Below are 20938 nucleotides of genomic sequence, written 5' to 3'. Positions count from 1 at the left end.
GCTACTGCCGCCCGTTTCGTGAGGCCGGCGAGAGGTTCTCCCCCTTCAGCCACGACGCGATGACCCGCGCGATCCTCGGCCCCGCGGCGCCGTCCCACAGCACGGGCAGTTCCCCGGCCGGGGTCGTGGCCCCGTCGGACAGCGCCTTGGACGCGGCGGCGGCCAGCGCCGCGGGGGTGACGAGCCTGTTGGTGCCGTGGGTGACGGTGATCGGCCGCTCGGTGTTGGGCCTGACGGTGAGGCACGGCACGCCGAGCATCGTGGTCTCTTCCTGCACGCCGCCCGAGTCGGTCACGACCAGCGCGGCGCCCCGCACGAGCGAGAGGAAGTCGACGTACCCGAGCGGGTCGACGACCTTGACGTCGGGCCCGTCGACCAGGCCGACCGCGGCGAGCTGGGCGCGCCCGCGCGGGTGCATCGGCACGACCAGCGGGACCTGCGCGGCGACCTCGAGGACGGCGGAGACGAGCTCGCGGGCGGCCTCGGGCGTGTCCACGTTCGCCGGGCGGTGCAGCGTGGCCACGGCATAACGAGAAGGTATGCCGAGCCGTTCGACGACAGGCGCGGGGTCGAGCGAGGGGAGCGCGGCGAAGAGGCTGTCGATCATCGGGTTGCCGACCAGATGCGTCCTGGCGGCGGGCACGCCCTCGGCGGCCAGGTACGACAGCGCTTCGGGCGAGGTGGCGAACAGCAGGTCCGACAGCGAGTCGGTGACGATCCTGTTGACCTCCTCGGGCATCCCGCGGTCGAAGGAGCGCAGGCCCGCCTCGACGTGGGCGGTGGCGACGCCGAGCTTGGCGCAGACGAGGATGGCGGCCAGCGTGGAGTTGACGTCCCCGTAGACGATCACGAGGTCGGGCTCCTGCGCCAGGAAGACCTCCTCGAGGCCGACGAGGAGGGCCGCGGTCTGCTTGGCGTGCGTTCCCGATCCGACTCCGAGGTTCGCGACGGGTGCGGGGAGTCCGAGGTCGGCGAAGAAGACGTCCGACATCAGCGCGTCGTAGTGCTGACCGGTGTGGATGATGCCCTGCCGCACGCCCAGCTCGTCGAGTCCGCGGACCACGGGGGCGGCCTTCACGAAGTTGGGACGGGCGCCGAGGACATGGAGGACCAGGGGGTTCTCCCTCATCTACCTCGCCTTTCATAGCGGAAGGGGAAAAACGTTGCCTATGGTACGGTCACCGCGTGGTATCCGACGCCAGACCAAAGGTTTCCGCCAAGTCGGCCAGGGCCGGAGTCGGTGGACTTCTCAAGGGCTTCATCCAGCATCCGGTCATCGTTTCCCGCGTCGTCGTCGCGAAGGTGAAATCCGACCCCGTCCGGGTCGCCCAAGCCGCCGCCGACGCGCTCCCGCCGAGGCTGCGCCCCGTCGTGGGCCGGGTCGCCTGGCCGGCCGCCCGCAAGGTACGGCGTGCCGTCCGCAAGGTCGGCATGCGCGTGGTGAAGGCGCCGTGGAACGAGGCCAAGGCGCACTGGGACGCCGGACGCGTCACCGAGGCGGCCGAGGTCCTCGAGCCGCACGCCAAGTACCCCTTCGTGAAGCGCAGGGCCGCCTACTACCGGGGCGAGCTGGCCGCGATCAGCCCTGACCCGATCCCGCCGCGTCCCAAGGTGGCGATCACCGAGCGCGTGGCCGGCCGGGTGCTGCACATGGTCACCAACGCCCTGCCGTACACGCAGGCGGGTTACACGGTGCGCACGCACCGGATCGTGACCGCGCAGAAGGCGAAGGGCCTCGACCCGCACGTCGTGACCAGCTGGGGCTGGCCGATGCTGCAGGGGCACGCGGACGCCGCGCCGTTCGAGGAGCTCGACGGCATCCCGTACCACCGGCTGCTGCCGGACGGGCGGCAGGAGATGCCGTTCGAGACGCGGGGACGCATCATCCTGGGCGCCGAGCGCGTCACCGAGCTGGTCGCCACGCTGCGGCCGCAGGTGCTGCACGCGGCCACCGACCACCGCAACGGGTCGATGGCGTACGCGGTCCGTGAGCGGACGGGCACGCCGTTCGTCTACGAGGTGCGCGGCTTCCTGGAGGAGACCTGGGCCTCGCGCGACCCGATCCGCATCGGCAGCGAGCGGCACGTCCTCCAGCGCGAGCGTGAGGCGTTCCTGATGCGCGAGGCGGACGCGGTGGTCACGCTGGCCGAGACCATGGCGCAGGAGATCGTGGAGCGCGGCGTGCCGCGCGAGAAGATCCGTCTGGCGCCCAACGCGGTGGACGACTCGCTGCTGACGGCCGACTACGACGGCGCGGCCTTCCGCCGGTCGATGGGCATCGGCGACGACGAGATCGTGGTCGGCTCGGTCTCCAGCATCGTGGCCTACGAGGGTTTCGCGACCCTGCTGCGGGCGGGCGCGCTGCTCAGGAAGGACGTCAGGGTCCTCATCGTCGGCGACGGCACCGAGCGGGACAACCTGCTCGCGCTCGTGGAGGAGCTCGGCCTCGACAACGCCATCCTGCCGGGCCGGGTGGGCCCCGAGGAGGCGCTGCAGGCGCAGGCGGCGATCGACATCTTCGTCTGCCCCCGCGAGGACCTGAGGGTGTGCCGGCTCGTTACGCCATTGAAACCCGTCGAGGCGATGGCGCTCGGCAAGCCCGTCGTGCTGAGCGATCTGCCCGCGCTGTCCGAGCTCGTCGGCTCCGAGGGCGCGGGTCTGCTGGTCCCGCCCGGCGACCCGGAGGCGCTCGCCAAGGCGCTGTCCGACCTGCGACAGGACCCGGCCAGGCGAGCTGAGATGGGTGAGGCTGGAAAGGCTGAAGTGGCAGCAAAGCGGACATGGAGCCGCGTTGCCGAGACTTATCGTGACCTTTACCGAACGCTTGAAGAACGATGACCTACAAGTTCGCTGTCGGTTCTGACGGGTTCAGTCGCATTAGGCGTGAGCTAGGTGGACTTGAGATAACCTTTGCCACCATGAAGTGTTCTAAGGCGATGTCGTGACGGATTTCGACCTGGCAGTCATCGGCCTGGGTTACGTCGGCATGCCGCTGGCCAAGGAGGCCGTGGCGGCAGGCCTGCGGGTCGTCGGCGTGGACGTCGACCCCCGCAAGGTCGACGCGCTCAACGCCGGTCAGTCCTACATCGACGACCTGACCGACGCCGACCTCGAGCACATGCTGGCCAACGGCTTCAGCGCCACGCTCGACGAGTCGGTGCTGGCAGCCAGCGACACGATCGTCATCTGCGTTCCCACGCCGCTGGACGAGGACCACCGTCCCGACCTGTCGGCGGTCGAGGGCGCGACCAAGGCGGTCGCGCGCAACCTCAGCCGCGGCACCCTCGTCGTCCTGGAGTCCACGACCTACCCCGGCACCACCGACGGCGTGGCCAGGCCGCTGCTCGAGACCTCGGGCCTCGTCGCCGGCGTCGACTTCCAGCTCGCCTTCTCTCCCGAGCGCATCGACCCCGGCAACCCCAAGTACGGCCTGCGCAACACCCCCAAGGTCGTCGGCGGCTACACCGACACCTGCCGTGACCGGGCCACCGCCTTCTACGGCCAGTTCATCGAGCAGATCGTGCCGGTCAGCGGCACCCGTGAGGCCGAGATGGCCAAGCTGCTGGAGAACACCTACCGGCACGTCAACATCGCCCTCGTCAACGAGATGGCGATCTTCTGCGACGAGCTCGGCGTCGACCTGTGGGAGGCGATCGAGGCCGCGGCGACCAAGCCGTTCGGCTTCCAGAAGTTCCTTCCCGGACCCGGCGTCGGCGGGCACTGCATCCCCGTGGACCCCGGCTACCTGTCGTACACGGTCCGCAAGCTCGGCTACCCGTTCCGGTTCGTCGAGCTGGCGCAGGAGATCAACGAGCGGATGCCCGCGTACGTGGTCAACCGCGTCCAGCGCCTGCTCAACCGGCACCGCAAGGCCGTGAACGGCGCCAAGGTCGTGCTGCTCGGCGTCACCTACAAGCCGGACATCGCCGACGAGCGCGAGACCCCCGCCCTGCCCGTCGCCCGGGCGCTGCTGGAGCTGGGCGCGGAGCTCACGTTCGTGGACCCGTACGTCAAGGAGTGGTCGGTTGACGGCACCGCGGTGCCGCGTGAGGAGGACCTGGCCGAGGCCGTCGTGAATGCGGACGTGACGCTGCTGCTGCAGCAGCACGCCGCTTTCGACCTCGACATGGTCGAGGAGAACGCCAAGCTCGTGCTGGACACCCGCGGCGTGCTCGCCGAGGGTGAACGCGTCGAGCGGCTGTAGCGACAGGGGGCTGCGCGCAGTGCACGTGCTCGTCATGACGGTGGTGCATAACCCCGAGGACGCCCGGATCCTGCACCGGCAGATCCGCGCTCTCGTGGATGCCGGTCATGAGGTCACGTACGCGGCGTCCTTCTCCGCCCACGGCGTGGTCGCCAGGCCGTGGGTGAACGCCATCGACCTGCCCAGGGCGGCCCAGCGCAAGCGCGTCCGGGCGGTGTGGGAGGCGCGAAGGGCGTTCAAGCGCCTGCGTGACAAGGTCGACCTCGTCCTCATCCACGACCCCGAGCTGCTGTTCTCGGTCTGGGGCATGCGCCGCAGGCCGCCCGTGGTCTGGGACGTGCACGAGGACACCCCGGCCACGCTGTCGCTGAAGCCCTGGCTGCCGTCGTTCCTGCGTCCGCCGGTGCGCTTCCTGGCCCGCCTGCTGGAGGGCACCGCCGAGCGGGGACTGCACCTGCTGCTGGCGGAGACCGCCTACGCGGGCAGGTTCAAGCACGCCCACCTCATCGTCCCCAACGAGACGTGGGTGCCCGACGACGTGACGCCGCCCGGCGACGACAGGGTCGTCTACCTCGGCTGGCTGTCCAGGGCGCGCGGCGTCCAGGAGGCGATCGAGGTCGGCCGCCTGCTGCAGCCGTACAAGGTGGCGGTCGAACTGATCGGCTACGCCGACCCGCAGTCGCGGCCCGCGCTCAACCAGGCGGTGGCCGACGGCGTGCTGGAGTGGCGTGACTTCATGCCGAACGACGAGGCGCTGAAGCGGCTCGACGGCGCGCTGGCCGGGCTGTCGCTCCTGCACGACGAGCCCAACTACCGCCACTCCATGCCCACGAAGATCGTGGAGTACATGGCGCACGGGATCCCCGTGATAACGACTCCCTCGCCGCGCGCGGTGGAGCTGGTCGAGCGGTACTCCAGCGGCGTGGTCGTGCCGTGGGAGGACCCCAAGGCCGTGGCGCAGGCCGTCCTGTCACTCAGGGACGACCAGCGCGAACGGCACGCGATGGGGGCCCGCGGTTACGCCGCGGCCCGCGCCAACCACCACTGGCCGAACTCGGCACGCAGGTTCGTCGCCCAGCTGGAGTCCTGGGCCGGCGTCAAGAAGTAGCGTTTATCCCCTGCTGATCACGAGGGCGGTAGGTTCCTGAACGTGCGCTGGCTCACTGTGCTTCTGGGTGCCGCGATCCTGGCCGCCATCGCGGCGGTGGTCATGGTCCTTCCCGCTAAGGAGCCGACCGCGGGCGGCACCCGGACCTCGGCCGCCCCCTCCGCGTCGAAGAAGGCGTTGCCGCAGCCGACCGCCAAGCAGTTCAGGGACTCCTGCGGCACCTTCGACCTGCAGGACGTCAAGCCGTACGCGATCACCGGCTACTGGATCACCCCGTCGAGCAACCCGTGCACGTGGCGGCACCAGATGGAGGAGATCCACGCCGCCGGCGGCGACACCGTCATCAGGATCGGGTACGGCCTGCAGTACCGGCCGGTCAGGGACGGCCAGATCCTGACCAGGGACGGCGAGGTCGACCCGCGCTACACCGACTGCGAGGGGTGCTGGACCGAGGCGGAGGACGACCTCAGGCGGGCCAACCCGGATAACAGGATCGGCCGCACCTTCGTGTACCGGACCGACGAGGCGTTCGGCCCGGGCCTGTTCCGCTGCCCCCAGATGGAACGCGCCATCGAGAGCCACAAGCGCGTCTACTACCGGCTCATCGCCGCGCCCGACGGCTCCGACGACGCCACCTGCGACTTCAGCAAGACGGGACGCTCCTACGACCTGATCCTGATCGCCGGCGCGAAGAAGGACAGCCTCGAGGAGCTGCTCGACCTCGGCGAGACGTTCGGCATCCAGGTCTTCCCCTCGCTGCCGATGGCGCCGCGCGACTCGGACGTGGCGACCAGGGCCAGCCAGAAGCACATGCCCGTGCTCGTCACGCTGACCCGCAGGATCCTGCAGGACTACGGCGACCGCTTCAAGGACAGGGCCTCGCTCGGCGGCTTCTACCAGCCCTTCGAGCTGCAGATGGGCGCCACCATGGCCACCAACCCGACCCTGCAGGTCTACTCCGAGCAGCACGTCATCATCGAGCAGGAGCTGCCCGGCAAGCCGATCCTGGTCAGTCCCTACATGGACGCCCGCAAGCGGGTGGGGTTCGGCCAGACCCCGAAGCAGGTCGCCGAGGGCTTCAAGGCGCTGGCCAAGTCGGGCGTCGGCATCATCGCCCCCCAGGACAGCAGGGGCACCGGCAAGGTCGGCCTGTTCTGGCCCGACCAGCGGTACGACGAGGTCGACCCGCGCCTGCGCCCGGTCGTCGGCGAGACCACCTACGACACCGCCTACCACGGCTCGACCCGCGACTACTACCGTGAGATGGCCCTCGCCCGCGAGCAACTCGTCGAGGAGGGCTTCGAGGTCGACCTGTGGGCGAACGTCGAGTCGTTCGAGCCCTCGGCCGTCACCCCGTGCCAGCCGCAGGGCACCCGCGGCGCGACCGACAAGAAGCGCCTCGACGCGGCGGTCGCGATGACCGGCAGGTACGTGCAGAAGGTCGTCTCCTACATGTGGAGCGACTTCTTCACCTGCGGCGACTCCCCGCTCAAGGAGCAGGTCACGGCCGACCACCGGCGGCCCATCGCGGTCGACGCGGTCAGGACCTCGCCGAACGAGGAGGACGGCATCGAGGTCCGCGGCTACAACCTGGAGCCGGGCGGCACCATCACGATGACCTGGCCGGGCGGGTCGGCCGAGCTGCTGATCTCCGCGACCGACGCGCCCAACGAGGCCATGGCCGACCGCATCGTGGTCGCCTGGGTGCCCTTCGACTGGTCGCAGGTGCCCCTCGGCGTCTGGGTCAAGGTCGGGGTGCGCTCACCGGCGGGCCTGGAGGCCACCGAGCCGTTGCACGTGCGCGTCAGCGTGTAACGTGCCTGGCATGGTCCCCACCGTTCCGGTCAGCGTGGACCTCGTCGTCCTCACTGTCCGTTGTCAGGCGCTCTCGGCTCTGCTGTGGCGCCGTGACAACCCGCCGTTCCTGCGCCGATGGTCGCTGTCCGGCGGCTTCATCCAACTCGACGAGGACCTGCCCGACGCCGCCCGCCGCATCCTGGCCGAACGCGCGGGCCTGCCCGGCGCGCCCGTCCACCTGGAGCAGCTGCAGACCTACGGCTACCCCGACCGCGACCCGCGCCAGCGCGTCCTGTCCGTGGCCTACCTGGGGCTGGCTCCCGACCTGCCCGCCTCGGAGAAGGCGCACATGGCGTGGGTGCCCGTCTCCGAGCTGAACGTCATGGCCTTCGACCACCGGCGCATCATGCTCGACGGCATCGAGCGGGCGCGCGCCAAGCTGGAGTACACCTCGCTCGGCGCGGCCTTCTGCCCGCCCGAGTTCACGGTGGCCGACCTGCGGCGCGTCTACGAGATCGTCTGGGGGCGCCCGCTCGACCCGCGCAACTTCCACCGCAAGGTGACCAAGGCCGAGGGGTTCCTCGTCGAGACGGGTGGGACCACCACCCGCGACGGCGGCCGTCCCGCCAAGCTCTACCGCCGCGGGCCGGCCGAGCTGCTCCACCCGCCGATGCTGCGCTCGCTCAAGGAGTAGCGGCCTGCCGTACGGAGACGGACCAGCGAGAAGCCTGCCGTTCCCGCCGACTAACATGAGGCCATGCCTCGATTCCGTGCGATTCTTGACACTATGCCCCCGTACAAGGCGGGCAGGGCCGTGGTGAGCGCCGACGGCAGGTCGTACAAGCTCTCCTCCAACGAGTCGCCCTACGATCCGCTGCCGTCGGTCGTCGAGGCGATCGCCGAGGGCGCGAGGCAGATCAACCGCTACCCCGATCCTGGCGCGGTCAAGCTCACCGAGATGATCGCCGCCAGGTACGGGGTGCCGGCCGAGCACGTGGCGCTCGGCGCGGGCTCGGTCACCGTGGCCCAGCAGCTGTTCGAGACGTTCGGGGAGCCGGGCGTCGAGGTGATCTACGCCTGGCGCTCCTTCGAGGCGTACCCGCTGCTGGCGGACCTGGCCGGGGTGACCTCCGTCCGGGTGCCGCTGGCCGGCGAGGACCACGACCTGGACGCCATGGCGGCGGCCGTCACCGACCGCACCTCCATGATCTTCGTCTGCAACCCGAACAACCCGACCGGCACCTCCATCCGGCGCGCCGAGCTCGAGGCGTTCCTCGACAAGGTCCCCGCCGACGTGCTGGTGGTGCTGGACGAGGCCTACCGTGAGTACGTCCGCGACGCCGACGTCCCCGACGGGCTCACCCTCTACCGCGACCGGCCCAACGTGTGCGTCCTGCGCACCTTCTCCAAGGCGTACGGCCTGGCGGGGCTGCGCGTGGGCTACCTGATCGGGCACGAGCCCGTGGCCGCGGCCGTCCGCAAGACGATCGTCCCGTTCGCGGTCAACCACCTGGCGCAGCTGGCCGCCGTCGCCTCGCTGGAGACGCAGGCCGAGAAGGAACTGCTGGACCGGGTCGACTTCGTGGTCAAGGAGCGCACCAGGGTCCGCGAGGCGCTCGTCGCGCAGGGCTGGACGGTGCCGCCGACGGAGGCCAACTTCGTGTGGCTGCGGCTCGGCGAGCGCACGACGGACTTCGCGGCGGCGTGCGCGGTCGAGGGTGTGGCGGTGCGGCCGTTCCCCGGTGAGGGGGCGCGCGTGTCGATCGGCAGCCCCGAGGCCAACGACGCCTTCCTGCGGGCGGCGGCCGACTTCCGCCAGTCCTGACGGGACCGTCCGGGCCGTCCCGCCGGGAGGCGGCCCGGGTTCGCGTGGTCACTCCAGGCGGAGGGTCTCGTGCCGCGTGGCAGGCAGCTCATGGAGGGTCTGGTGCCGCGCGGCCTATGGTTCCTGGCCACCGCTCACGCCGAGGCGGACGTCGCCGCCATCGTCGACGCGTTCGCCGACGCTCTGGGGTCGCTTCCGCTCGGTTGAGATCACCAGCGCGACGCCGATCAGGATGACGAGACCGCCGCCGAGGATCCGCGGCGTCACCGGCTCGCTGAGCACCAGCGCGCCGAGCGCGACGGCCACCGCGGGATTGACGTACGCGTAGGTCGCCACCAGCGAGATGGGCGCGTTCCCCAGCAGCCAGACGAACGAGGTGAACCCGACCAGCGACCCCACCAGGATCAGGTACGCCAGCCCCACCCACGACCGGCCGGAGATCGCCGCCAGGTCCATCCGCTCACCGAGCCCGGTGCCGAGCACCGCGAGTCCGAGGCCGCCGACGATCATCTCGACCGTGCTGGCGGCGAACGGGTTGGCCGGCATCGAGATGCGGCTCGACAGGAACGACCCCACCGCCCACGACAGCGATCCGATCAGCACGATGATGGTGCCGGTCGTCGAGTTCGCCCCGTGCCCGCCGGTGAGCGACAGCGCCGCCACGCCGACGAGGCCGATCAGCACGCCCGCCAGGGTGAGCACCTGGGGCCGGTCCCTGACCAGGAACCGGAACATCACCAGCCACAGCGGCACGGAGGCCACGAGCAGCGCCGCCAGGCCGGTGGAGATGTGCTGCTCGGCGACGGCGAGCAGGCCGTTGCCGAGTGTCAGCAGCAGCAGCCCCGCCAGCGCCGCGCCGGCCAACTCCCTGCGGGTCATCCTGAACGCCGCGGTCCCGTTCTTGGCCAGCAGGAACCCGCCCAGCAGGATGCCCGCCGTGATGAACCGCATGGCCCCGCTGAGCATGGGCGGGATGGTCTCGACGGCGACGGCGATGCCGAGGTAGGTAGACCCCCACACCACGTAGACGATGCCCAGGGCCACCCAGATGAGCAGCCGCTTGTCAGTGGTGTTCTGTGTCATAGCTACTGACAATAACGAGTGGCCATGTGACGGTGTACGGCACCCCCACCGGGGGGACGACCGCCGGACCAGGCGATCAGCGCCGCCCACGCAAGCCCGGGGGATGCGCCGTTGGAAACCCCGGCCCCGCACTCCCGGTGACGCGTATCCCTTGGACAGACGCCGGCCCCGTGCCAGGGGTGGCGCGGGGCCGGGCGTGCCGTACGAAACCCAGAAAAAGGTAGGGGTCCGCCGCCCCGAGAAGGGGAAGGGGGGCGGCGGACCGGACTGGTGGTGACGTCAGCGCGGGCCGAGCTTCTCCACGATCAACCGGTACAGCTGGCGCGGACGGCCCGGCTGGGGCGTGCGGTTCGGCGGAAGCGGCCACGCGAGTCCCTCGTCAACCAGCGTGCGCAGCAACCGCCGAGCGGTGCGCGGAGTGACTCCGAGCATCTTCCCCGCCCCTTCGGCGTCCACCACGGTGTCGCCCCCCTCCAGTTTCGCCGCAAGCCTGGCGAGCACCTCGACGCCTTTCGGCTTGAGCGGCGTCGAGCCCTGAGGGGGCATCCTCGGCGCGGGGATCAGTGCTCTCCCCTCGCGATCGACCGCGAACCCCTGTGCCTGCTTGCCCGCCTGCGAACGCGCGAGCGCCGCACGGGCGTGGGATTCCGCGTCATGTGTCGTACGGCCCATGCCCACGCCCACCTCGACCGCCAGGCCGAGTTCGTCGCGCACCCTGGCGGCGAACGGCAGCACCCGGAAGCCGTCGGTCGCGGACGCGATCGAGCCACGGGTGGCGATGATCAGGTAGCTGTGGTCGTCGATGGGCCAGACGGTGGCGTTGATCCTGTTGGCCTCCTGGACCAGTAGGCGGTGCAGTGACAGGCGCAGTTCGTCGCGCCAGTAGCGGGGCGCCGCGCGGCGCACGGGCTCCCGCAGTGTCGGTACTTCGACGAGTACGACGGTGAGTTGTGACTCCTCCAATCTGTGGTGGGCGCCGAGCAGCGCCGCGGTATGCAGCGCGGACCGCACGGCCGCCGATGTGGGTCTGATCCTGATCACGGGCACGCCCGCGGTGTGCAGCCGGTCCGCGACCGCGGGAAGGCATGTCAGCGCTCCCGTCGTCGCGCCCTGCCGGGCCAGCCGTTCGTGGTAGGCCGCGATCGTGCCGGTGGCGCCCGGCTCGTCGCGGCTGTGCACGTCCGTCGCCGGGATGCCCAGATCGGTGTAGGCCTCCTCGACGTCGGCGCGTGACACCACGTCGATGCTCACCCGTTGCGGGTCGAGCCGCGGGTCGATCGCCGCCTTCGCCAGCGCGGCGACCAGCGCGGCGCCGCCGAGCTGGACATACGTCGCGGGCATCGTCAGCACCCCTGACCGCCTTGCCAGGTCATAGGGAACCGGGCTGGCGAACAGACACGCGTCCACCCCCGGTCCAAGCCTGGTGACCTTGTCCGCCGCCTCCTGCTCGTCGCGGTAGGCGGCGGCCACGAGGCGGCAGGGAAGGGGTGCCGCGGCATGACCCATCAGCATCACGCGCTCGACCAGATCGTGAGGTCCGACCACACCGATAGTGAGGTCCGGTGTCATGGCGCCCGGGCGTGATACTCGGTGAGGCTCTTCGGTCCGCTCGACCAATGTTCGTCCCATCCTGCCGTCCATTGCAGTGCTCTCTTTTGGAACGATCGCTCGCGAGGGCCATAATGTCACGCCCAAATTTTCCAGAAAGCGACTCTGGAATGAGTTTCAGCAGCTCAGGCCGGAGAAACTTCGCGGATAATATCCGCGCCCAAGGCCCGCATTCGCTCGGCCAGATGCGCATGGCCACGATCGATCAGATAGCCCGACTCGATGACCGTCTCGCCTTCGGCGGCGAGCCCGGCCAGAACGAGCGCGATTCCCGAGCGGAGATCGTGGGCCGTCACCCGCGTGCCGGTGAGCGGCGTGTGGCCGTGGACGGTGGCGGCGTTGTCCTTGACCCTGACGTCGGCGCCCATCTTGTTGAGCTCGCCGGCCAGCGCGAACCGGCCGTCGAAGATGCGCTCGTGGATGTAGCTGATGCCGTCGGCGAAGCAGGCCACGGTCATCATCGGCGACTGCAGGTCGGTGGCGAAGCCGGGGTAGGTGTCGGTGATGACGTTGATCGGCTTCAGCGGGCTGTGGTGGCAGCGGACGCTGAGCACGGCGCCCTGGGTGGCGAACTCCACACCCATCTGCTCGAGCTTGTAGCGGACCACGCCGAGGTCGAGGCCGGTGCCGACGAGGTTGAGCTCGCCACCGGTGATGACCGCCGCCATGGCGAACACGCCCGCGTCGAGCCGGTCGGGCATCACGGTGTGCTCGACCGCGCGCAGCTCGCTGACGCCCTCGACGGTGATGAACCCGGTGCCGCCGCCGCTGATCTTCGCGCCCATCTTGGTGAGCATGTCGATCACGTCGAGCACCTCCGGCTCGAGCGCGGCGTTCTCGATCACGGTCGTGCCGCTGGCCAACGCGGCGGCCATGATGAGGTTCTCGGTGCCGGTGTGGGAGGGGGTGTCGAGGTAGAGGGTCGCGCCCGTCAGCCCGGAGGACTTGACGTGGATGACGGTCTCGCTCTCGTCGACGATCGCGCCCAGGCGCTTGTAGCCGAGGTAGTGGAAGTCGAGGTTGCGGCTGCCGAGGTTGCAGCCGCCGACGCCCTCGACCACGGCCTCACCCAGCCGGTGCAGCAGCGCGGGCGTGAACAGGACCGAACCGCGGAAGCGCCTGGCGATCTCGGCGGGCAGGATCGGGCTGGTCAGCTTGGAGGCGTCGATGACCAGCGTGCGCTCGGCCTCGTGGAGCTCCACGTGCGCGCCGACGGCCTGGGCGAGCTCGACCGCCCGGCGCACGTCCTCGATGATCGGGACGTTGCGCAGAACCGTACGGCCCTCGGCCGCGAGCAGGGCGGCGCCGATCATGGGCAGCACGGCGTTCTTCGCGCCCTGGATGAACGCGGTTCCACGCAGTGCGTTGCCACCGCGCACGCGGTAACGGACCATTCGCTTCCGCTCTCCCTCGGTAAAAGTGATCTGGGTAAAAGTGATTCGACCGCGCCCACAGTAGCCGCTGTGGACGCGTGACCCGGCCGATTCGCCCCGTGACTACCCGGTAAAGGAGAGTCCTGTGAGGCGTTCGTACGCCTCGACATAGCGCCGGCGCGTCCGCTCGACCACTTCGGCGGGAAGAGGCGGCGGCGCTTCACTGGATGATTTGTCCCATCCAGATTCCGGCGAAGTTAGCCAATCACGGACATATTGCTTGTCAAATGAGGGCTGCGCGCGGCCCGGCTGCCACTCGTCGAGCGGCCAGAAGCGGGAGGAGTCAGGCGTGAGGACCTCGTCGCCCAGCGTCAGCACCCCGTCGGCGTCCCAGCCGAGCTCGATCTTGGTGTCGGCGAGGATGATGCCGCGCTCGCGGGCGATCTCCGCGCCCCTCTCGTAGACGGCGAGCGTGATCCTGCGGATCTCGTGCGCGGTCTCCTCACCGACCTGCGCCACCACCTCGTCGAAGGAGATCGGCTCGTCGTGCTCGCCGACCGGGGCCTTGGTGGACGGGGTGAAGATCGGCTCGGGCAGCCGCGAGCCGTCCTCCAGGCCCTGCGGCAGCCGTACGCCGGAGACGGCACCGTCGCGGCGGTAGTCGGCCAGGCCCCCGCCCGCCAGATACCCGCGCGCCACGCACTCGACCGGCACCATGCGCAGCGGCTTGCACACCATGCTGCGCGTGTCGGGCGCGGGACCGGCCAGGTGGTGGGGGACGATGTCCTTGAGCTGCTCGAACCACCACAGCGACAGCTGCGTGAGGATCGCCCCCTTGTCGGGGATGTCGGGGCGCAGCACGTGGTCGAAGGCCGAGATCCGGTCGGAGGCGACCATCAGCAGCAGGCCCTCGTCGGTCTCGTAGAGGTCGCGAACCTTGCCGGAGTGCAGGTGTTTCATCGGGCGATGTCCGTCCTGTAGTGGGAGCCGCGCAGCCTGACCCTGCCGACCAGCTCGTAGGCGTTGTTCCTGGCGCTCTGCTGGTCGGGACCCGTGCCGACCACGGCCAGCACCCTGCCGCCCGCGGAGACCGTCCGCCCGTCCTTGACCGCCGTGCCGGCGTGCAGGACGTAGGCGTGCTCCGTCGGCTCCAGGCCGGTGATCACGTCGCCCTTCACCGGGTCGGCCGGGTAGTTCTCCGCCGCGACGACGACGGCCACCGCCGAGCCGGCGCGGTAGGCCAGCGGCGGCTGCTCGGCCAGCGTGCCCGTCGCGCACGCCATGAGCACCCCCGCCAGCGGCGTCTCCAGGCGGTCGAGCACGACCTGCGTCTCGGGGTCGCCGAAGCGCGCGTTGAACTCGACGACCTTCGGCCCCTTCGACGTCAGCGCCAGCCCGACGTAGAGCACCCCGTTGTACGGCAGGCCCCGCCGCGCCAGCTCGCTCACGGTCGGGTGCACGACCTCGCGCATCACCTGCTCCGCCAGGCCCTCGGGCGCCCACGGCAGCGGCGTGTAGGCGCCCATGCCGCCGGTGTTCGGGCCCTGGTCGCCGTCGTAGGCGCGCTTGAAGTCCTGGGCCGGCTGCAGCGCCACGGCCGTCGCGCCGTCGCACAGCGCGAACAGCGACACCTCGGGGCCGTCGAGGAACTCCTCGATCACCACCCGCTCGCACGCCTCCGCGTGCTCCAGCGCCGCGGCGTGGTCGTCGGTGACGACCACGCCCTTGCCGGCCGCCAACCCGTCGTCCTTGACCACGTACGGCGCGCCGAACTCCGCGAGCGCCGCCTCGGCCTCCTCCCGCGTCGCGCAGGTGCGCGACCGCGCCGTGGGAACGCCCGCGGCCTGCATGATCTCCTTGGCGAACGCCTTGGAGCCCTCGATCATCGCCGCCTCGCGCCCGGGGCCGAAGCAGGGGATCCCGCTCGCGCGGACCGCGTCGGCCACGCCCGCCACCAGCGGCGCCTCGGGCCCGACGACGACCAGGTCGGCGCCGAGCTTCTCGGCCAGCCCGGCGACCTGCTGGGAGTCGGTGGGGACGATGTCGTGCAGGGTCGCGATCTCCGCGATGCCGGCGTTGCCCGGCGCACAGTGGAGCTCGGAAACCTGGGGGTCGAGTTTGAGCGAGCGGCACAGGGCGTGTTCCCGCCCGCCGGATCCAATCACAAGAACGCGCACCCGCTCATTCTCCCAGCTCGCACTGCGCCCCTCACACTCGCGTGGCCTTCTCGCCGCCGCGGGGACACCGCTCCCGCAACCGTCGAGAAGCGCCCCCCGGGGCGGTCCGCGCCACGGGACGGACGGAGGCGTGGCCACGTGGTCGAGGAGCGGATGTGCGGGAATCGGGACGAATCTTTGTGACGTTCTACGCGATCAGCCGGTCTGACCCGAGTAAGGTGTGGGGGGTTACCGGCCTGTGGTAGTTTGGGTCGGCTTTGCGGCGTCTTGTGTGATTGGAGGTGGTCCGGGATGAATCCTGGTGATCCGAGCAGTACTCGCCCGCGCACGATCATCGTGCGCACCCCCGACCACTCCAATTCGGCAGCCTGATCGTGCCTCCACGCATCTCCAGATTGAGGTGATCTTTCGTCCTGCGTGGACCGTGCCAGGTCGGGCGGGAAGGGACTGCCATGCGCTCGTCCACCATTTTCCGTCGCATCAACCGTCACCCCGTGCCCGTGCACACCGCGCGCCAGCTGGCCAAGCCGCTGGGTGCTTCCTGCGTTCCCCCCGTTGACTCCATCGTCGAGTACGGCGCCTACGTCAACGGCAAGAAGATCGACGCTGACGGCATCGTCGAGTCGCTCAAGCTCGTCCGGCAGCACAACCTCGACAGCGACGGACCCAAGGCGTTCGTCTGGGTCGGCCTCCACGAGCCAGAGGCGCCCGAGGTCGAGTGGCTGGCCGAGGTGTTCGGCCTGCACCCCCTCTCGGTGGAGGACGCGGTCAAGGCCCACCAGCGGCCCAAGATCGAGCGCTACGGCGACTCCCTGTTCATGGTGCTGAAGACGATCGCCTACCTCGACCACGACGAGCTGACCGCGACCAGCGAGATCATCGCCACCGGCGAGATCATGGTCTTCCTCGGCGCCGACTTCGTCGTGACCGTGCGCCACGGCCGCCACTGCCCGCTGTCGGAGGTGCGCGAGAAGCTCGAGGACAAGCCCAAGCTGATCAACCGCGGCCCCACCGGCGTCCTGCACGCCATCTCCGACCACGTGGTCGACCGCTACCTCCAGGTCGCCGACCTCATGCAGCTCGAGCTCGAAGAGGTCGAGGCCACCGTCTTCGCCGACGTCAGCTCCCGCGACATCAACCGCATCTACCAGCTCAAGCGCGAGATGCTGGAGATGAAGCGCGCCGTCACCCCGCTGCAGGCCCCGATGGCCACCCTGCCCCAGCGCCGCGTCATCCCGAGCGAGATGCGCGAGTACTTCCGCGACGTCAGCGACCACCTGGCCAGGGTGTGCGAGCAGGTCGAGTCGAGCAACGAGCTCGCCAACTCGATCCTGCAGGCGGCGCTCGCCCGCTCCAACACCCTCGCCAACGAGGACATGCGCAAGATCTCGTCCTGGGTGGCGATCATCAGCGTGCCCACGATGATCGCGGGCATCTACGGGATGAACTTCGACGTCATGCCGGAGCTCCGGCAGACGTGGGGGTACCCCGTGGTGATCGGCGTCATGGTCATGGCCTGCACGCTGCTGTACCGCGGCTTCCGCCGTAACGGCTGGCTCTGAGCCGCGCGTGCCCTCCGCCGTAACGGCCGGAGGGCGTCGCGCCCGAGCCGAAGGTCAGACGCCCACCGGCTTGAGAGGGCTGACGGGGCGGGGGAGGGGGAGCCCGCGCTCCTCCCACAACGCGCGCATCCGGTCCGGGTAGTCGGTGACGACGCCCGCCACGTTCAGGTCGAGCAGGCGCGCGGCCGTCCTGGCGTCGTTCACCGTCCACACCACGACGGGCAGCCCGGCGGCCGCCGCCTGGCTCATCAGCGTCTCGTCCACCATCACGTGCTCGGGCGACAGCGCCGTGCCGCCGGCGGCGCGCGCCGCGGCGGGGATGTCGTCGCCCAGGTCGTCGTGCCAGTGCAGGGTGTCGGGCTCGATCAGCGCGAACCGCGGGGTCTCGGGCGCGAGCCGGGCCGCGTGCCCGATGATCCGCCAGTCGAAGCTGAGGACGGCCGCGTTGCCGAGCCTGCCGTGCCGGTCGAGCTCGGCCACCACCAGCTCGGTGAACTCCAGCGGGTCCGGCGTCAGCTCGGGCCTGGTCGGATCCGACTTCAGCTCGACGTGCAGCCGCACCGTGGCGGCGTCGTAGGCGTTCACCAGCCCGAGCACCGCGCCGAACGTCGGCATGCGCGTGTCCGGCATGGACTTCTGGGTGAGCGCGAACGGGTCGTCGGGATGCCGGGGCAGCCGCACGCCGACGTCCAGCATGCGCAGCTGGGCGTGGGTGAGGGTGTTGATCGGCTTGCCCACGTAGGGGAACAGCGGGTCCTGTGCGGTCAGCGGCCGCGTGTCCGCGCTCGTCACGGCGGAGACGGTGAGGTCGTGTGTGAGCACCAGGCGCCGGTCGGCGGTGAGCGCGACATCGAGCTCGAGCGCGTGGACGCCCAGCTCCATGGCATGGCTCAACCCGGGCAGGGTGTTCTCGGGCCAGAGACCTCTCGCACCCCGGTGACCGTGAATTTCGGCATGCACACCGGGACCCTACCGCCCGTCCGGCACCTTGGCGCGACAGCCACGCCGGTAGCTGTTTGTCCCGCTCTCTCGGCTTCTTTCTATCTTGTACGGCTATCGCATAGTTAGGCGCACCGTGGTCACCGGCCGGCGCCCGTCCATCACGCCGCTCCAGCGCCGCCGCCGCCCCGCCGTCACGCCGGGATCGTCGGCCGCCCCCTTCGGGACGGCGTGACGGCGGGGACCGGAGGCCCGGTCAGACCAGGGAGTGCAGCTCGATCGTCTGGTCGCGGCCGGGGCCGACACCGATCGCCGAGATGCGCGACTCGCTCAGCTCCTCCAGCGTCCGCACGTACGCCTGGGCGTTCGGCGGCAGGTCCTCGAACGACCTGGCCTTGGAGATGTCCTCCTGCCAGCCGGGGAACTCCTCGTAGATCGGCTTGGCGTGGTGGAAGTCCGTCTGCGTCATCGGGATCTCGTCGTGGCGCACCCCGTCGACGTCGTAGGCCACGCAGACCGGGATCCGCTCCAGGCCCGACAGCACGTCCAGCTTGGTGAGGAAGAAGTCGGTGACGCCGTTGATCCGGGTGGCGTAACGGGCGATGACCGCGTCGAACCAGCCGCAGCGGCGGTTGCGCCCCGTCGTCACGCCGTACTCGCCGCCCGTCGTGCGCAGCCAGTCGCCCACCTCGTCGGTCAGCTCCGTCGGGAACGGGCCCGAGCCGACGCGGGTCGTGTACGCCTTCAGGATGCCGATTACCCGCGTGAGACGGTTCGGCGGGATGCCCGCGCCGGCGCACGCCCCGCCGCTGGTCGGCGACGACGACGTGACGAACGGGTAGGTGCCGTGGTCGATGTCGAGCAGCGTGCCCTGGCCGCCCTCCAGCAGCACGAACTTGTCCTCGTCCAGCGCCTTCTTCAGCACCAGCGAGGTGTCGGCGATGTGCGGCTTGAGCCGCTCCGCGTAGCCGAGGTACTCCTCCAGCACCTGCTGCGCGTCGATGCCGCGCCGGTTGTAGACCTTGGTCAGCACCTGGTTCTTCTCGCCGAGGACCACCTCGATCTTCTTGGCGAGGATGCCCGGGTCGAGCAGGTCCTGCACGCGGATGCCCATCCGGTAGATCTTGTCGCCGTAGGCGGGGCCGATGCCGCGCCCGGTCGTGCCGATCCTGGCCTTGCCGAGGTAGCGCTCGGTCACCTTGTCGAGCGCCTTGTGGTGGGGCATGATCAGGTGCGCGTTCGCCGAGATCAGCAGGCGCTCGGCGGAGATGCCGCGCGCGGCCAGGGCGTCCAGCTCGGACAGCAGCACGCCGGGATCGATCACCACGCCGTTGCCGATCACGGGGATCACGTCAGGCGACAGGATGCCGGTGGGCACCAGATGCAGCGCGTACTTCTGGTCGCCGATGACGATCGTGTGCCCCGCGTTGTTACCGCCCTGGTAGCGGACCACGTAGTCGACGGCACCGCCGAGGAGGTCGGTGGCCTTTCCCTTGCCCTCATCGCCCCACTGGGCGCCCAAGACAACGACAGCCGGCATGGTATCTCTCCCGAGCAAAACGAAAACCCCTGGCGCAAGCGCGACAGGGGCTCTTGCGTGGAGAGACTACCCGAGTATGCCCAAACGTCCCAAGCGCTAACTCTTGGTGAGCGCGTCGTAGGCCTCGGCGCTGCTGTCCTTCAGGAACTGCGAGCAGCGCTCCGCCTCGTCCTTCTCGCCGATCGCCTGGGCGGCCCTGGACAGGGCATACAGGCAGCGCAGGAAGCCGCGGTTGGGTTCGTGCTCCCACGGGATCGGCCCGTGCCCCTTCCACCCGTGACGGCGCAGCTGGTCGAGCCCACGGTGGTAGCCGGTGCGGGCGAAGGCGTAGGAGGTGACGGCGTGACCGTTGGCGAAGTACTCGTCCGCGAGCGCGGCCCATGCCGCCGGGTAGGCGGGGTAGCGCGCCGCCACGTCGGACGCCTTAGCGCCGGATTCCAGCGCCTCTCGGGCCTCGGGCACGTCCGGCAGGTGAGTCGGGGGCGGCCCGGCGAGAAGGTTATCCATAGGACAAGTCATACCCGTCGGGCGGCGGAAGTGGCTAGGAGATCTTTGTCGCAGTACACGGACCTTCACCGGCGCGGGGCCGGCCGGACCTGTGACGGTCGCGGCCGCCCCTCCCTGTCTAGTGAACCGCGTCCAGCCGTACGCGCTGGTCCTCGGTCAGCTCGAGGTCGACCGCGGCCAGGCTCTCGTCCAGCTGGGCCACCGACGACGCCCCCACCAGCGGGATCACCGGGAAGCCGCCGCCGATCTGCCAGGCCAGCACCACCTGGTTCACCGTCGCCCCGGTCTCCTCGGCGACCTCGCGCAGGACGGCGAGCCGGGCGGGCGTCCCGGGGTGGTCGTAGTCGCGCGGCAGCGGCTTGTCCTGCCTGGCGTAGGCGCCACCGAGCAGCGGCGAGTAGGCGACCAGGGTCAGGCCGGGCTCGGCCCGCAGGTAGCTCAGCAACTCGGCTCCCGCGTGGCCCAGGCTGCCGTCCACGAAGATCGACTCGGGTACGTCGAAGCGCGGGCGCAGGTGGCTGTGCTGGTACTGCAGGACCTCGTAGCCGGGCAGTCCCGCCGCCGCGGCGATGGCGCGGGCCCGCTCCACCCGCCAGATCGCGTGGTTGCTGACGCCGAGCAGGCCCACGGTGCCCTCCGCCACCAGCTCGGCGAAGCCTTCGACCGTCTCGCGCAGCGGGACCGCGCGGTCCTCGATGTGCGCGTAGAGCAGGTCGAGCCGGTCCACGCCGAGGCGTTCCCTGCTGCGCTCGGCCGACTCCCTGATGACCTTCGCCGACAGCCCCTCGGCGTTGTCGACGTAGCTGGTGCCGGGCGCGAGGGGCCGCGCTCCCAGCTTCGTGGCGATGACGATCTCCTCGCCGATGCCGCGGCTGCGCCGCCACCGGCCCAGCAGCTCCTCGCTCTGCCCGCCCTGCCCGCCGTCGACCCAGAAGGCGTAGTTGTCGGAGGTGTCGATGAACGTCCCGCCGGCCTCGACGTAGCGGTCCAGGACGGCGAAGGAGGTCTGCTCGTCGGTCACCGAGCCGAAGAGCATCGCGCCGAGGGCGAGGACGCTCACCTCGCGACGGGTCGACGGGTCGGTGCCGATGGTGCGGTACTTCATGGTCTTCCTCCGGTACGGCCCGTTCGTCCGGGCTCCTGTACGGGAGTCTGGGACGTGGAGTGCGCTCCAGGTCAAGCTCGGATAGGGCCGATCTGTCCGGCTTCACCCCT

At 70.2% G+C, this 20938-nt stretch carries 17 protein-coding genes; 7 read left to right on the top strand and 10 right to left on the bottom strand.

Features of this window, described 5'->3' with window-relative positions:
• Position 1: 1 nt before the first annotated feature.
• Positions 2-1129, bottom strand: coding sequence for a UDP-N-acetylglucosamine 2-epimerase (non-hydrolyzing) (wecB, locus tag ABZX22_RS39495; RefSeq protein ID WP_354920387.1), 1128 nt, complete (start codon positions 1127-1129; stop codon positions 2-4).
• Between the two features lie 56 nt (positions 1130-1185).
• On the opposite strand from wecB, the gene ABZX22_RS39490 reads away from it, so the two are divergent.
• From ABZX22_RS39490 to hisC, 6 genes are all read left to right on the top strand, one after another.
• The gene (locus ABZX22_RS39490; RefSeq protein WP_354920385.1) at positions 1186-2838 is read left to right on the top strand and encodes a glycosyltransferase family 4 protein; all 1653 of its coding nucleotides are present in this window, start codon (positions 1186-1188) and stop codon (positions 2836-2838) included.
• Positions 2839-2941: 103 nt separating this feature from the next.
• A complete protein-coding gene (locus ABZX22_RS39485) occupies positions 2942-4204 on the top strand; it encodes a nucleotide sugar dehydrogenase (protein ID WP_354920382.1) in 1263 nt (420 codons plus the stop codon).
• A gap of 19 nt (positions 4205-4223) precedes the next feature.
• On the top strand, positions 4224-5312 hold the full coding sequence (locus ABZX22_RS39480; protein WP_354920379.1) for a glycosyltransferase: 1089 nt from the start codon (positions 4224-4226) through the stop codon (positions 5310-5312).
• 42 nt (positions 5313-5354) lie between these two features.
• Positions 5355-7127: a DUF4434 domain-containing protein gene (locus ABZX22_RS39475; RefSeq protein ID WP_354920376.1), complete on the top strand. Its 1773-nt coding sequence runs from the start codon at positions 5355-5357 to the stop codon at positions 7125-7127.
• A 10-nt stretch (positions 7128-7137) separates the two neighbouring features.
• Positions 7138-7803: an NUDIX domain-containing protein gene (locus tag ABZX22_RS39470; protein WP_354920373.1), complete on the top strand. Its 666-nt coding sequence runs from the start codon at positions 7138-7140 to the stop codon at positions 7801-7803.
• Between the two features lie 63 nt (positions 7804-7866).
• Positions 7867-8934 carry a histidinol-phosphate transaminase gene (gene hisC / locus ABZX22_RS39465; RefSeq protein ID WP_354920370.1) on the top strand — a complete coding sequence of 356 codons (1068 nt, stop codon included), beginning with the start codon at positions 7867-7869 and terminating at the stop codon, positions 8932-8934.
• Positions 8935-9048: 114 nt separating this feature from the next.
• Here hisC and ABZX22_RS39460 read toward each other — a convergent pair whose 3' ends face one another.
• From ABZX22_RS39460 to purD, 5 genes are all read right to left on the bottom strand, one after another.
• The gene (locus ABZX22_RS39460; protein WP_354920367.1) at positions 9049-10017 is read right to left on the bottom strand and encodes an EamA family transporter; all 969 of its coding nucleotides are present in this window, start codon (positions 10015-10017) and stop codon (positions 9049-9051) included.
• Between the two features lie 279 nt (positions 10018-10296).
• Entirely contained in the window at positions 10297-11586 is a 1290-nt protein-coding gene (locus ABZX22_RS39455) for a transcriptional regulator (RefSeq protein WP_354920364.1), read from the bottom strand.
• A 164-nt stretch (positions 11587-11750) separates the two neighbouring features.
• Positions 11751-13019, bottom strand: coding sequence for a UDP-N-acetylglucosamine 1-carboxyvinyltransferase (murA, locus tag ABZX22_RS39450; protein WP_354920361.1), 1269 nt, complete (start codon positions 13017-13019; stop codon positions 11751-11753).
• Between the two features lie 102 nt (positions 13020-13121).
• Entirely contained in the window at positions 13122-13958 is an 837-nt protein-coding gene (locus ABZX22_RS39445; RefSeq protein ID WP_354920358.1) for a phosphoribosylaminoimidazolesuccinocarboxamide synthase, read from the bottom strand.
• Entirely contained in the window at positions 13955-15175 is a 1221-nt protein-coding gene (purD, locus tag ABZX22_RS39440) for a phosphoribosylamine--glycine ligase (protein WP_354920355.1), read from the bottom strand. The genes ABZX22_RS39445 and purD overlap by 4 nt, the downstream gene beginning before the upstream one ends.
• A 494-nt stretch (positions 15176-15669) precedes the next feature.
• On the opposite strand from purD, the gene corA reads away from it, so the two are divergent.
• Positions 15670-16737 (top strand): magnesium/cobalt transporter CorA, encoded by a 1068-nt coding sequence (corA, locus tag ABZX22_RS39435; protein WP_354920352.1) that lies wholly within the window; start codon positions 15670-15672, stop codon positions 16735-16737.
• A 54-nt stretch (positions 16738-16791) separates the two neighbouring features.
• On the opposite strand, the gene ABZX22_RS39430 is transcribed toward corA, so the two are convergent.
• From ABZX22_RS39430 to ABZX22_RS39415, 4 genes are all read right to left on the bottom strand, one after another.
• Positions 16792-17697, bottom strand: a complete 906-nt coding sequence (locus ABZX22_RS39430) for a glycerophosphodiester phosphodiesterase family protein (protein ID WP_354920349.1) — start codon at positions 17695-17697, stop codon at positions 16792-16794.
• A 235-nt stretch (positions 17698-17932) separates the two neighbouring features.
• A complete protein-coding gene (locus ABZX22_RS39425) occupies positions 17933-19216 on the bottom strand; it encodes an adenylosuccinate synthase (protein WP_354920346.1) in 1284 nt (427 codons plus the stop codon).
• A 96-nt stretch (positions 19217-19312) separates the two neighbouring features.
• Positions 19313-19723 carry a DUF3151 domain-containing protein gene (locus ABZX22_RS39420; protein ID WP_354920343.1) on the bottom strand — a complete coding sequence of 137 codons (411 nt, stop codon included), beginning with the start codon at positions 19721-19723 and terminating at the stop codon, positions 19313-19315.
• A gap of 118 nt (positions 19724-19841) precedes the next feature.
• On the bottom strand, positions 19842-20828 hold the full coding sequence (locus ABZX22_RS39415) for an aldo/keto reductase (RefSeq protein WP_354920340.1): 987 nt from the start codon (positions 20826-20828) through the stop codon (positions 19842-19844).
• Positions 20829-20938 lie beyond the last annotated feature (110 nt).

The organism is Nonomuraea sp. NPDC003804 (assembly GCF_040610675.1).
Lineage (GTDB): Bacteria > Actinomycetota > Actinomycetes > Streptosporangiales > Streptosporangiaceae > Nonomuraea.
The sequence above is the reverse complement of the archived record's forward strand: the minus strand, read 5'-3'. Positions and strand labels throughout refer to the sequence as shown.

Coding starts and splice junctions, on each gene's coding strand:
- wecB (WP_354920387.1), bottom strand. CDS start 1,129: ATGAGGGAGAACCCCCTGGTCCTCCATGTCCTCGGCGCCCGTCCCAAC.
- ABZX22_RS39470 (WP_354920373.1), top strand. CDS start 7,138: ATGGTCCCCACCGTTCCGGTCAGCGTGGACCTCGTCGTCCTCACTGTC.
- hisC (WP_354920370.1), top strand. CDS start 7,867: ATGCCTCGATTCCGTGCGATTCTTGACACTATGCCCCCGTACAAGGCG.
- ABZX22_RS39460 (WP_354920367.1), bottom strand. CDS start 10,017: ATGACACAGAACACCACTGACAAGCGGCTGCTCATCTGGGTGGCCCTG.
- ABZX22_RS39455 (WP_354920364.1), bottom strand. CDS start 11,586: ATGACACCGGACCTCACTATCGGTGTGGTCGGACCTCACGATCTGGTC.
- murA (WP_354920361.1), bottom strand. CDS start 13,019: ATGGTCCGTTACCGCGTGCGCGGTGGCAACGCACTGCGTGGAACCGCG.
- ABZX22_RS39445 (WP_354920358.1), bottom strand. CDS start 13,958: ATGAAACACCTGCACTCCGGCAAGGTTCGCGACCTCTACGAGACCGAC.
- ABZX22_RS39425 (WP_354920346.1), bottom strand. CDS start 19,216: ATGCCGGCTGTCGTTGTCTTGGGCGCCCAGTGGGGCGATGAGGGCAAG.
- ABZX22_RS39420 (WP_354920343.1), bottom strand. CDS start 19,723: ATGGATAACCTTCTCGCCGGGCCGCCCCCGACTCACCTGCCGGACGTG.
- ABZX22_RS39415 (WP_354920340.1), bottom strand. CDS start 20,828: ATGAAGTACCGCACCATCGGCACCGACCCGTCGACCCGTCGCGAGGTG.